13 protein-coding genes are annotated in these 13,172 nt (G+C 39.7%); all 13 read right to left on the reverse strand.

Annotated elements, in window-relative coordinates; translation table 11 throughout:
* Positions 1-3: 3 nt before the first annotated feature.
* The 13 genes from FYJ75_RS05720 to fliY are packed head-to-tail and all read right to left on the reverse strand — an operon-like array spanning position 4 to position 13,168.
* Positions 4-2,082 carry a chemotaxis protein CheA gene (locus tag FYJ75_RS05720; RefSeq protein ID WP_154429507.1) on the reverse strand — a complete coding sequence of 693 codons (2,079 nt, stop codon included), beginning with the start codon at positions 2,080-2,082 and terminating at the stop codon, positions 4-6.
* 1 nt (position 2,083) lies between these two features.
* Positions 2,084-3,157 carry a protein-glutamate methylesterase/protein-glutamine glutaminase gene (locus tag FYJ75_RS05725; protein ID WP_154429508.1) on the reverse strand — a complete coding sequence of 358 codons (1,074 nt, stop codon included), beginning with the start codon at positions 3,155-3,157 and terminating at the stop codon, positions 2,084-2,086.
* A 4-nt stretch (positions 3,158-3,161) separates the two neighbouring features.
* Positions 3,162-3,905, reverse strand: a complete 744-nt coding sequence (locus tag FYJ75_RS05730) for a flagellar brake protein (RefSeq protein WP_154429509.1) — start codon at positions 3,903-3,905, stop codon at positions 3,162-3,164.
* Between the two features lie 11 nt (positions 3,906-3,916).
* Positions 3,917-4,795: a MinD/ParA family protein gene (locus FYJ75_RS05735; protein WP_154429510.1), complete on the reverse strand. Its 879-nt coding sequence runs from the start codon at positions 4,793-4,795 to the stop codon at positions 3,917-3,919.
* Positions 4,796-6,130 (reverse strand): flagellar biosynthesis protein FlhF, encoded by a 1,335-nt coding sequence (gene flhF, locus FYJ75_RS05740; protein ID WP_154429511.1) that lies wholly within the window; start codon positions 6,128-6,130, stop codon positions 4,796-4,798.
* Positions 6,131-8,164, reverse strand: coding sequence for a flagellar biosynthesis protein FlhA (flhA, locus tag FYJ75_RS05745; RefSeq protein ID WP_154429512.1), 2,034 nt, complete (start codon positions 8,162-8,164; stop codon positions 6,131-6,133).
* A gap of 25 nt (positions 8,165-8,189) precedes the next feature.
* Positions 8,190-9,338: a flagellar biosynthesis protein FlhB gene (gene flhB, locus FYJ75_RS05750; RefSeq protein ID WP_235907019.1), complete on the reverse strand. Its 1,149-nt coding sequence runs from the start codon at positions 9,336-9,338 to the stop codon at positions 8,190-8,192.
* The gene (fliR, locus tag FYJ75_RS05755) at positions 9,322-10,101 is read right to left on the reverse strand and encodes a flagellar biosynthetic protein FliR (RefSeq protein ID WP_154429513.1); all 780 of its coding nucleotides are present in this window, start codon (positions 10,099-10,101) and stop codon (positions 9,322-9,324) included. The genes flhB and fliR overlap by 17 nt, the downstream gene beginning before the upstream one ends.
* 3 nt (positions 10,102-10,104) lie before the next feature.
* Positions 10,105-10,380, reverse strand: a complete 276-nt coding sequence (gene fliQ / locus FYJ75_RS05760; protein ID WP_328596875.1) for a flagellar biosynthesis protein FliQ — start codon at positions 10,378-10,380, stop codon at positions 10,105-10,107.
* Positions 10,381-10,413: 33 nt separating this feature from the next.
* Positions 10,414-11,262: a flagellar type III secretion system pore protein FliP gene (gene fliP / locus FYJ75_RS05765; RefSeq protein WP_154429515.1), complete on the reverse strand. Its 849-nt coding sequence runs from the start codon at positions 11,260-11,262 to the stop codon at positions 10,414-10,416.
* Position 11,263: 1 nt separating this feature from the next.
* On the reverse strand, positions 11,264-11,641 hold the full coding sequence (locus FYJ75_RS05770) for a flagellar biosynthetic protein FliO (RefSeq protein WP_154429516.1): 378 nt from the start codon (positions 11,639-11,641) through the stop codon (positions 11,264-11,266).
* 1 nt (position 11,642) lies between these two features.
* On the reverse strand, positions 11,643-12,005 hold the full coding sequence (locus tag FYJ75_RS05775) for a response regulator (RefSeq protein ID WP_154429517.1): 363 nt from the start codon (positions 12,003-12,005) through the stop codon (positions 11,643-11,645).
* A 23-nt stretch (positions 12,006-12,028) separates the two neighbouring features.
* Positions 12,029-13,168 carry a flagellar motor switch phosphatase FliY gene (gene fliY, locus FYJ75_RS05780; RefSeq protein ID WP_154429518.1) on the reverse strand — a complete coding sequence of 380 codons (1,140 nt, stop codon included), beginning with the start codon at positions 13,166-13,168 and terminating at the stop codon, positions 12,029-12,031.
* Between the last annotated feature and the right edge of the window lie 4 nt (positions 13,169-13,172).

Raw genomic sequence — 13,172 nt, forward strand, 5'->3', positions numbered from 1 at the left:
CCGTTACATCAAAGTATTTACATCCAGGATCAACGCAACCTCGCCATCACCAAGGATTGTGGCTCCACTGATCAATTTATTGCCATTAATGTATTTGCCTAATGACTTAATAACGATTTCCTGCTGTCCGATCAGATTGTCAACTACAAGTCCCGCCTGGCTGTCTCCACGTTTTACAATTACGACAGTGAGACTTTCCGGTTCTTCCTCACGTGGTTCAATATCAAGAACTTTGTCAAGGCGAATCAAAGGAATTACATTACCTCTCAGGTGAATTACTTCTTCCGCCTGAATATATTTAATATCTGCCACCGGAATATCCTCAATATTCGAAATAGATCCAAGTGCGATCGCATATTTTTCATCTCTGATTTCAACCATCAGAGCCTGGATAATTGCAAGTGTAAGTGGAAGTCTTACTGTAAATGTAGTTCCCTCACCAAGCTTTGTAGCAACCTCAACATCTCCACCAAGTGCCTCAATGTTTGATTTTACTACATCAAGTCCAACTCCTCGTCCGGAAATATCTGTAATCTTCTTTGCCATGGAAAAGCTTGGTAAAAAGAGCAGATTTACGATTTCTTTCTGAGTCATCACTTCTGCCTGTTCCGGTGTAACGATTCCTCTTTCAACAGCTTTATTCTTTACTGCTTCTGTGTCAATACCATTACCATCATCGCCAACCTGAATGATGACATTATTACCTTCCTGATATGCATTCAGGTAAATGCTTCCGACTTCCGGTTTTCCTCTCTGGATACGTGTCTCATTGTCTTCAAGTCCATGATCTGCGGAATTACGAAGCAGGTGCTGCAATGGATCACCGATCTGATCCACTACGGTACGGTCAAGTTCTGTATCTTCACCGGTCATAATAAGTTCCATCTTCTTATTCAGTGTTCTGGAAAGATCACGAATCATTCTCGGGAACTTGCTGACAACACTCTCAATTGGAACCATTCGCACTTTCATAACGGATTCATGCAGGTTCGTTGTAATACGTTCCAGATATTCAATCTGCTCCTGGAATGACTGGCTGTTCGTGCTGTCACCTTCATTTCCACTAATGGACACAAGACTGTTCTTAGCAATGATAAGCTCAGACACCTGGTTCATAAGTGCGTCCAGTTTTTCAATATCAACACGGACAGTTCTGTTTGTAACCGGTTTTGCTGTTGTTGTTTTCTTTCCGGCCGCCGGAGCTTTCTTTGGTTCCGGAGCTTTCTTTGCCTCTGGTGCAGGGCTGTCCGTTTTTTCTTCCTTCTTTTCTTCCTTTTCCGGTTCCGGCTGCGACTGTGTCAAATCAACCGGTTCAGCAACCGCGTCTTCAATTTCAGATACATTCTTTGCTGCCGCAACAAGCTTGTCTGCACTTTCATTTGTAGCAATGTAAAAGCTGAATTCAAGTTCAAACTTCTCATCTTCGATATCCTGTGAGCTCGGACGATATACAAGAATCTGTCCAAATTCTTCCACTGCTTTAAACACAAGAAATGCTCTTGCAGCTTTCAGAAGACAATCCTTTTGAATGGTAACCTTGACTGCATATACATGCTGTCCTCCGTCAAGAGCTTCTTTCACTGAATTAATCTCTGCGTCCGTCAATTCAAACTGCTCAACCTTTTTCTCTGCAGACTCTTCTTTGACTTCCGTCTTTTCCGGTTCCGGCTTTGTTTCCTCTGCCGGCTGCTCTCCGTTTGCCTTTGCAATAAAATCATTCAGTTCTTTAATGATAAGTTCATTATCTTCCGTACCCTCGTCGGAACTTGCTTTAATGTTCTCAAGATATGCATCCAGAGCATCAAGACATTCAAACAACAGGTCAATCATGTTGCTGTCAACCTTAATATGGTCGCTTCTTACTTCCTGGAACACATTTTCCATGTCATGCGTCAAATGCTGCATGCGTTTAAATCCCATGGTTCCAGCCATTCCTTTCAGGGAATGTGCAGCCCTGAACACCTCATTGATTGTGTCTTTGTTCTCCGGTTCTTTCTCAAGAGACATGATACAGTCACTCAGGGTCTGCAAATGTTCGCTACTTTCATCAAGGAAAATTTCAAGATACTGACTTACATCCATTTTATCTTACCCCCACATTCTTAGTTATTGTTTTGGCTACCTCTGTAAGAGGAACTACTTCATCTACTACTCCTGCCTCTGCTATCATTTTTGGCATTCCATATACGACACATGTCTCCGCATTCTGTGCAATAACATGAATCGGTTTATGCTGGTTCAGTGAAAGAATTCCGTTTGTTCCGTCTGCTCCCATTCCTGTCAGAACAACACAGACAATTTCGTCATATCCGGACTGGGATAATGAATCAAACATGATATTTGCACAGGGTTTCAATCCTCCAATGGCAGGCATATCATTGTATACCACCTTATGCCCTCCATCCGGTGTCTTTTTCACTTCAATGTGTTTGCCTCCTGGTGCAATATAAACGGTTCCTTTTTCCAGCTTTTCCCCATCCTCAGCTTCTTTTACCTTAATCTCACTGATCTCATTCAGCCGATCTGCCATAGATTTTGTAAATCCGGCTGGCATATGCTGAACAAGTACCATCGGAGCATCCAGATTCTTAGGCAGGTACGGAATTACACTCTGTAAAGCCTTCGGACCTCCGGTAGAACATGCAAGAGCAACGATTTTACCACCTTTTCCTAAAGGAGCCTTCATCCTTGTAACTGTTGGTGAAATGCTCTTCTTCGGAATCGGATCTGAAGTCTGCATTCTTCTTGTATATGATCTTGTCCGTAAAACTGCTGACAGAATAGAGAGAAGGCGATTCTTAAAATCCTCGCCTTTTGCCTCTATGATATTTGTCGGCTTGGTTACAAAATCGATTGCACCACGTTCCATTGCAAGAATGGTCACTTCAGCATCTTTTGTAGTCAGTGTGCTGACCATAATAATATTTGCTTTTATGTGCTCTTTTTGTAACCTTTCAAGTAATTCCAGACCATCCATCCTCGGCATATTGACATCCAAAACAACTCCATCATAAGAAGTTGTTTTTAATTTTTCATACGCTTCAAGACCGTCTCTGCATACATCAATTGCCTGAAAATTACTATCTGAGTTGATTATATCACATATGGCTCTTCTCATGAGTGCAGAGTCATCAACAACAAGAATGTTTTTCTTCATACCATCACCCATTTTCTTTCTTACGCGCTTTTCTTTCTTCGTCAAAAATATATTTAATGATTGCCTCGCGTGTTCTCGGATTTTTAATCAGAAATTTTGCACGATAAATATATTTTTCTGAGCTTTTCTCCGATTTCCATCCATCTATGATTTTGACAACAATATAAAATTGCTGATCGATCCATTCATTATTCAGATGCATTACTACGAGCAAATGTGATTTTGCTTCTAATTCCTGATCACAGACAAAACGGATTCCACCGCCACTGATATCCAAAACAGTTCCTCTTTTACATGCTTCAAAGAAATTATCGTCATGAAGTTCCTGAAAGATCTCTTCCGTCGTTTCCAGCTGTGCCATTTCATCTGTAATCTGATAATAATTAATATCAATCGCACAGCTCATGCGGAAAAACTCTCTCCGCTGAATCCGTTCCAGGTTCGTATTCATTTCTACAAGTAAAATATACAGGTTTCCTTTTTTGTAACGATCAACCACGGTTCCGACACAGCCATACATTCCATTTTTCCCATAGAACAAAAGACTATATCTTATACCTGCCGGCAGCAAAAGCATTTTCCCACCCTCTGTCGGCATTGAAATTTCCATCTCAGAATCATCCAGAATATCAAGGACACTGCTTTTGTATATTTTAACTGTATCTCCTGTTTCATTTGCCTGTTGTGTTTGTTGAAGCATTTGGATATCTATTTTGTTTCCAGGCTCAATTAATTCAGAAAGTAACATATTTCTCTCCCTTAATTCATTCGATTAAAAAACTTCATAAATAACTGCGTAATCCCCCAGCCGATCTGAATCTGCTCATGTGTTCCATTTAAAAGATTATCTGCGAGCACCTCAAAAGCTTTTGTCGCTGATGAATTCGGTGCATTAATCGAAACCGTTTTCTGCTGACGGATTGATTTTTCTAACTGCCAGTCCTGCGGAATCGTTCCAAGATAATCAATACTGCCATTCAAAAACTGACTTACAACGGTGCTTAATTTGTCAAAAACCTGTTTTCCCTCTTCGTTCGAAGTCACTTTATTGGCAATGACATGAACCACTGTACCGCCTGACGTAAATTTCGGATTGCGATACAGTACTTTTAACAGAGAATAGGAATCTGTCAGAGAACTCGGCTCCGGTGTCGTAATCAGCAGAACCTCAGGACTCGCCATAACAAATTCCAAAACCTGTGGCGAAATTCCGGCTCCGGTATCAATAATGATAAAATCCGCCAGTTCGTTCAATTCTCCCAGACAACGGATCAGATACATGATCTGTTCACGATAGAGATTACTTAGTCCGACAATTCCAGATCCTCCGGAAATAAAACCGATTCCCATTGGTCCCGGTGTTATAATCTCCTTCATGCTCTTCCCTTTATAAATCACATCAAAAAGATTATATTTCGGGGCGACTCCAAACATAACCTCCACATTCGCCAGTCCAAAATCAGCGTCAAAAATCAAAACTTTCTTTCCCGCTTTCGTCAGCTGAATCGCAAGATTCACTGCAACATTGGATTTTCCAACGCCTCCTTTACCACTGGTCACAGTAATAACCCGGGCAGTATTCATCTGATTTTGATTATGTAGTTTAATAACATTTCTCAGTTGCTCTGCCTGATCCATTTATCTACCCCCTAAAAGCTGTTTTACAATCTTTTGTGTGTCAAAAATCTCTATATCATCTGGCACATTCTGTCCGTTTGTAACATAAGAAAGATCAGCTCCCGAATATAACTTAACGTTTAGAATATTTCCATATGTAGATGTCTCATCCAGTTTTGTAAAAATAAGTTTATAATCTGATATTTTGTGGTAACTTTTTGTGATTTCAAGAAGATCTTTATATTTTGTAGTAGCACTGAGTACCAGATAAACTTCTTTTTCATACTCCGTGCTGACACTGTCGATCAGTTTTTTAATGTCATTTCTCTGTTCTTCATTTCGATGTGAAAATCCCGCTGTGTCAACAAAAATCAGATCGCTGTCCGCTGCTCCTGCAATTGCTTCGTTCATCTCCTCCGGTGAATAAATGATCGACATCGGAGCATCCAGGATATTGGCATAAACACGAAGCTGTTCCGTTGCCGCAATTCTGTATGTATCCGCCGTAAAAAACGCAACCTTACGATCATGTTCTACCTTATACTTTGAAGCAATCTTTGCAATTGTTGTTGTTTTTCCCACTCCAGTAGGCCCGATAAAGAAAATAACCTTTGGTTTTTTCCCGGTTAATCCAATCGGATTTGGCTGTCCGAACCGCAGAATCAGTTTCTGATATACATTTGAAAGAATCAGATCCAGACTGTTTCCCGGTCTGATAAAACGCTCCACTTCATCCAGAATCTGATTGACATACTGCTCATTTACTTCATTTGTCAGAAGTGTATTATAAAGTATCTTAACGAAATTCAGTTCTTCTTCTGTTGCTTTCTTACCGATCTCTGTAAAGTCTTTCTGTGATGTCATTTTCTGATCCAGCATATTTGAAAGGCTCTCAATACGTTTTTCAATATCTGGTTCTCTGCTCTCGCTGGTGAACCGGTTTCTCTGAGAACCGTCCATATTGGCTGTATCTTTTGCAGTGTCCTGATTTAATTCTTCTTTTGCCTGAAGGATTTCCTTTTTCAACAGATCACTGACCATTGCTGTCCTGTCCTCTGTTGTCCTGTCCTCTGTCTTTGTCTCGTCCATAACCGGAATCTCTATTTTCTCATCCGCTGCAAGATTGATGCTTTCATGCTGTTTATTTACATTTTTCAGTGCATTTAACGGATTGGCAAATGACTCTCTTTCTTCCAGTGCAGCTGTCACCTCATAATTTGAACTTTTGAACGCCCGGAAAACCCCTTTCGGTTTTATTTCTTTTACGTTCATGATCACTGCATTCTCTCCGAGTTCCTGCTTTGCCTTTTCAATAGCCTCTTCTTTTGTCTTCCCCTGATACTTGTTAATTGTCATTTACGCTGTCACCATCCCAACTGATTGTAATTCTACATTTGATTCCACTTCATTATAAGACACAACAATCAAATCCTTGTAATAGTCTTCGGTTAGCTTTTTAAAATACATTCGCACAATCGGCGAAGTAATTACAATCGCACTCTTTCCAAGATTCTCAAGTTTTGAAATCTCTTCTCCTAACGATTTCATAATACTCTTTGTCTTTTCCGGGTCCAATGTCAGATATGCACCCTGTTCTGTTTGTTTCACGGACTGCATAATTTCCTGCTCCACTTTCGGATCCAGAGTTACAACGCTTGTTGTCTCGTTTGCAGGGAAATATTTGCTTGAAATTGCCCTCTTAAGACTTTGTCTTACATACTCTGTCAGAACATCCGTATCCCGCGTTGTAGCAGCATGATCTGCAAGTGTCTCAAAGATTGTCAAAAGATCACGGATCGAGATGCCCTCCTTAAGCAGGTTCTGCAATACCTTTTGAATTTCGCCAAGTCCAAGGAGTTTTGGAATCAGCTCGTCCACAAGCACCGGATTGGATTCTTTCAGATTGTTGACAAGATTCTGAACGTCCTGTCTTGTAAGAAGTTCTGCAATATGCGCACGAATCACTTCCGTCAAATGCGTTGCAATGATCGACGGTGGGTCTACAACTGTATATCCCAGGCTTTCCGCTCTCTCCCTCTGTCCCTCTGTAATCCAGATCGCCGGAAGATGGAATGATGGCTCAAATGTCGGAATACCCGTGATCTCTTCTTCCACATATCCGGGATTCATTGCCATATAGTGATCAAAAAGGATCTCACCCTCTGTCACCTGTATTCCTTTGATTTTAATAATATACTGATTCGGATTCAGCTGGATATTATCCCTCAATCGAATGATCGGTACAACCGTACCAAGTTCTAACGCAATCTGTCTTCGAATCATTACCACACGATCCAGAAGATCGCCACCCTGATTTACATCCGCAAGTGGAATAATTCCGTATCCAAATTCAAGTTCAATTGGATCTACCTGTAGCAGCGAAACCACATTTTCCGGTTTCCGTATCTCCTCTGCTTCACTTTCCGCAGCCTGTACTTCTTCCTCTATATTTTCCTCACCAATCTCACTGCTGATATTTCTTCCAACAAGAATAAATACTGCTCCTAATGCCACAAACAATACCCAGTTCAATGGTGTAACAACACCTAGGAAAATCAAAACCGTACCTACAATATACAGTACTTTCGGGATGCCAAACAGCTGTTTGACAAGCACTCCGGAAAAATCCGCCTCATTGGAGCCCTTTGTTACGAGTATACCGGTTGAAAGTGAGATCAGAAGAGACGGAATCTGTGAAACCAGTCCATCACCTATGGTAAGAATTCCGTACTGCATAATCGCAGACTGAAAATCCATCCCCTGATTCATCATTCCCATCGCAGTTCCACCGATCAGGTTAATAAAGGTGATGATCAGACCAGCTGTTGCATCTCCTTTTACATACTTTGTTGCACCATCCATGGATCCAAAGAAGCTGGATTCTTTCTGTATCTTCTCACGTCTTGCTTTTGCTTCTTTATCGGTAATCGCCCCTGTATTCAGATCTGCATCAATCGCCATCTGCTTACCAGGCATAGCATCCAGTGTAAATCTTGCTGTTACCTCTGATACACGTTCCGAACCTTTGTTAATTACAATAAACTGGATCAGAATCAACACGATAAATACAATGGCTCCGATAATCATATCTCCGCCACCTACGAAATTACCAAAAGTCGTTACAACATTACCAGGATTACCGGTCGTAAGAATCAGCCTCGTCGACGATACATTAAGGGAAATTCTAAAAATCGTTGTAAATAAAAGTAATGTCGGGAAAAAAGACATGTCCAGTACTTCTTTTACAAAGAGAACATTAAACAGAATGATCAGCGCAACCGAAATATTGATTGCAAGCATAATATCCAGTAAAAAAGATGGAATAGGAATAATAAAGAAAATAACAGCGGCAAGCAGGTACATTCCAACACCAATATCTGATTTTTTCATTCTGTTGTATCCCCCTTTCTATATTTTATCCGTTTTTCATATGATACACCATTGCAAGCACTTCCGCTACTGCCTGATATAATTCCGGCGGAATTTCTGCGCCAATTTCCACATTTGCATACAACATTCGTGCCAACGGTTTATTTTCTACAATTTCTATCTGATTGTCTTTCGCAATCTCTTTAATTTTCTGAGCCAGATAATCTTCTCCTTTTGCCACAACAATCGGAGCTGTACTCTTATCCGCATCATATTTTAAAGCAACCGCATAATGTGTCGGATTCGTAATTACGACATCCGCTTTTGGAACATCCTGCATCATTCTTCGTTGCGATGCTTCCTGCATTCTTCTTCGCTGCTGTCCTTTGATCTGCGGATCTCCCTCTGTATTTTTAAATTCATCCTTTACTTCCTGTTTCGTCATTTTCATGTCTTCGTTAAACTTCCGTTTTTGAAAAACATAATCTGCAATGCCGACAACCAGATAAACAATGCTGATTTTCAAACCTGTATCAATAATGATTTCTCCAACCAGACAGACTGCCTGATTCAGTGCCAGGTCATAAAGAATAAATAATTGATTTCTATGATCTTTTATTGACGTATATGCAATATATACGATCAATGCAATTTTAACAATTGATTTTAATAATTCAAATAGTGAATCCTTTGAAAAAATACGCTTGAATCCATTCAATGGATTCATTTTTGATAATTTGGGGTTCATTGGTTTGGTTGATATTTTCCAGCCAACCTGAATAATACTGATCAGAATTGTAATCACAACTCCACATGCAAAAAAAGGAGCAACAATCTCCAGCCATTTTAAAATCATTTCTGTCAAAAAAGTGGAAACTGCATGTGGTGACAGCCCGGAAGCATTTATTTTAATAAACTCCGGAATCTTTGCATAAATGGATGGAAAAAGTCCGAGCAGTCCTTTTCCCACAAAAGAAATAAATACCTTTAATACAAGGAAAAGCACAATCAGATCAAACGCAGCTGTCAGTTCTTTACTTTTGGCTACTTTTCCCTCTTCTCTGGCATCTTTGAGTTTCTTTGCGGTTGCAGGCTCTGTTTTTTCTCCGCCTTCTCCATCTTTTGCAAAAAACTGAAGATCATATTTCAATATTAGGTTGTTCGTTTCATCCTTTTGTCTAATGCAATCCCTCAATAATCATGACCACCATTTTTTTCATTTCATCTGATATAAAATCAGCCGCATCCGGTAATAGGATTACTGTCAGAAACATGACTGCAAAACCTACAAGTACTTTTAACTGCATTCCCACGGCAAACATATTCATCTGAGGAGCTACCTTTGCCATAATACCTAAAATACAGTTCAGTATCATGACACATGCAAAAAAGGGAAGATATATGCGGAAACCAATCACTCCCATATCACACATATAGGTTCCAAGTGTATCCGCGATATGCTGCCAGTTAAATTGCGTGCCTCCAATCGGTATTACGGAAAAAGAATCCCCGATTGCACGCAATATATATAAATGCATATTGGAAGCAATTAAAATCAAAATAATAATTTTCTGATAAAAATTACCTGAAATCGTTGTTTCACTGTTTGTCTCCGGATTAAATATGGTTGCCATCGACAACCCAATATCCATATCAATGATATTACCTGCAAATAAAACAATGGAATTACAGATATTTGCTGAAAAACCTATAAGCAATCCCGTAATTCCCTCCTGAAAAACAATGACCGCATATCCGATCACATCTGTATAATTTAATTCTGGCCTTTGTAATACATTGTAAAGCAGTAACGATACAAAGGCAGACAATCCAATTTTCACCTGTCTTGGTACTTCGCTCTGTCCCAGAAATGGTGCAACATATACAAAGCAGGAAATTCTCACAAAAATCAATAGAAAATATTCAAGATTGTCTAATGAAAAAGAATAATTTACCATATGTTATCCCAAACTCAGATAATAGCTGAAATTTGACCAGAGATTTGTCATAAAACCGGTCAAATCATTCATCATCCATGACCCAAAAATAATCAAGGCCACGAATACACCTATAATTTTTGGTACAAACGTTAATGTCTGCTCCTGAATCGAAGTAACCGTCTGAAATATACTGACGATCAGTCCAATGATCAGAGAAACAAGCAGCAGCGGTGCTGATGTAATAATGATCGTATAGATGGCGTCTCTCGCAATGTCAAGTACTGCATCCTGTGTAATCAAAAATAAACACCTCTTTTTTTAATAATCCCATCAGTAAAATGTTTTTACAAGATTTGCTATTACCAGATTCCATCCATCCGCCAATACAAATAACAATATTTTAAACGGAAGCGATATTGTTGTTGGTGGAAGCATCATCATACCCATAGACATAAGTACCGACGCCACAACCATATCTATTACAATAAACGGAATATAGATTAAGAATCCGATAATAAACGATGTCCGAAGTTCGCTTAAGATAAATGCCGGAACAAGCGTTGTAAACGGGATATCATCATAATTGTCATATGTTTCATCCGACATATCCACAAATAATTTCAGATCCTTTGTCTGGGTCTGTCCATACATAAACTCCCGTAATGGCTTTTCTGCCGCCTCGAAAGCCTCCTGCTGTGTAATTTTCCCCTCATCGAGTGGCTGAATCGCATCTGTATTAATCTGCTGAAATGTCGGCCACATAATAAAAAAGGTCAAAAACAATGCCAAACCAATCAGTACCTGGTTCGGCGGTGCAGTCTGGGTTCCAAGTGCAGTTCTTACGAAATGCAGCACCACAATAATTCTGGTGAATGACGTAAGCATAATTAAGATGGAAGGTGCCAGTGAAAGTACCGTCAGTACCAAAAGCATCTTAATCGGTGTTGAAACCGATCCATCGTCATTATTGTAAGAAATCGATAACCCATTTGTATTTCCGGAATTTATATCTGCTACCGTTCCATCTCCGCCTCCATCCATAGATGTGATACTATCCGGATCCATAGATGCTGCCTGAACATGTGCCGGTTTGCAGAACATCAAACTTATTGTGCAAATAACTACTGCACAGGCAAACAAAAAGGATGCCATGCAGTATCTTTTTTTTGTTTTTGTCATATCAACCCTGCTTTTTTGGAAACTTGTTCTTCATTTTTGCGAAAAGTTCCTGAAAACTTTCTGTTGTTGCAGAATTATTCTGCTCAAACGAGAAATCTTTTAACTGTTCTCTCGTCAGCTGTGCCAACAAATGAATTTCGTCCTTGCCACATGCTACAACAAGATAAACATCTCCGGCTTCAACAATACTGATCAGTTTGTTATTTCCCATCCGGATGCTCTCAATAACTTTAAGATTCTTATTGTATGTATGTGACTTCTGATACCCAGCCATCCATTTTGTTGTCAGCCAGGTAATCACAAGGACAAAAATAAAAATCAGTAAAACACCAATTAACTGAAAAAAACTATCCAGTGAACTTGAAAGTAATATATTCATATTATCCCACTACTTTTTTAACTGCTTCCAATACTCGTTCCGGCTGGAATGGCTTTACAATAAAGTCTTTCGCACCAGACTGGATTGCTTCAATTACCATAGCCTGCTGTCCCATTGCAGAACACATGATAATCGTTGCATTCGGATCTGACTCTTTAATCTTTTTCAGTGCTTCAATTCCATCCATTTCAGGCATTGTAATATCCATTAAAACAAGATCCGGTTTTAATTCATTGTATTTTTCAATTGCCTTAAGTCCATTTTCCGCTTCACCAGCGATATTGTATCCATTTTTTGAAAGTATATCTTTGATCATCATGCGCATGAACGCTGCATCATCACAAATAAGAACATTCTTTGCCATTTTTTTATCTCCTGTTTTCTTTTTTAAATAATTGGTCTTCCATTATTGATAATTTCCGTGATACGTACACCGAAACTTTCTTCAATTACAACAACTTCGCCCTTTGCGACATTCTTTCCATTTACAAGAATATCAATCGGCTCTCCAGCCAGTTTATCCAATTCAATAATTTTTCCCGGACTGAAATCCAAAATATCGGAAATTGATTTGGTTGTTCTGCCCAATTCCACAGTTACCTGAAGCGGTACGTCCATGATCAGTCCAATGTTCTCTGGATTGTAATTTCCAACATTTCCTGCTGTAAACGGCTGGAATTGTGCCGGCTGTACATTGACTGGCTGTTGTGCATATGAATTTTGCTGTGCTGCCATCTGTTGATTCATCATTTGTGCCGCTCCCATATTTGGCTGTTGAGCAGTTGCCTGTGCTGTCTGAGCAGTTTGTGTTGGTGCTGCTTTTGTTTCACCTTCATTCATCAGCGACTCGCTCTCCATTTCCATATTCTTTGAAACGCCTTCACACATTTCTCTTGCAAAAGAGAATGGATAAAGTTGCATGATTTCACTGTCTACCAGATCTCCAATTTCCATTTTAAAAGAAATCTTTACAAAACGTCCGGTAAGAAATTTATCGATAGATCCTTCATCTACATTTTCCTGAAGATCAATCAGATCTGCAATTGGCGGACTAATATCAATTTTCTTATTCAGCATTGACGACAATGATGTCGCTGCAGAACCCATCATCTGGTTCATCGCTTCACTGATTGCACTAAGATGCAGTTCTCCAAGTTCTCCGTCGGTATTTCGTCCATCACCGCCCATCATGAGATCCGTGATTACTTTTACATCCTTCTCTTTCAGAACAAGAATATTGCTGCCATCCAGTCCCATTGTATAAGCAATGCGAATAAAAACGCATGGTCTTTCATAATTATTGACTACATCCTCCCATGTTGCAAATGAAACAACCGGAGTTGAAATTTCTACCTTATGATTTACCAGTGAAAACAATGTGGTAGCTGCAGTCCCCATACTGATATTCGCGATTTCCCCAATCGCGTCTCTTTGATCTTCTGTAAGCGTTTCTTCATCAGTAACGTCATTCTTACCCGTATCATTTAACAGTGCGTTAATTTCTTCCTGAGATAACACTCCATCCATAGTT

Source organism: Roseburia porci (assembly GCF_009695765.1).
In the GTDB taxonomy this organism is placed as follows: Bacteria; Bacillota; Clostridia; order Lachnospirales; family Lachnospiraceae; genus Roseburia; species Roseburia porci.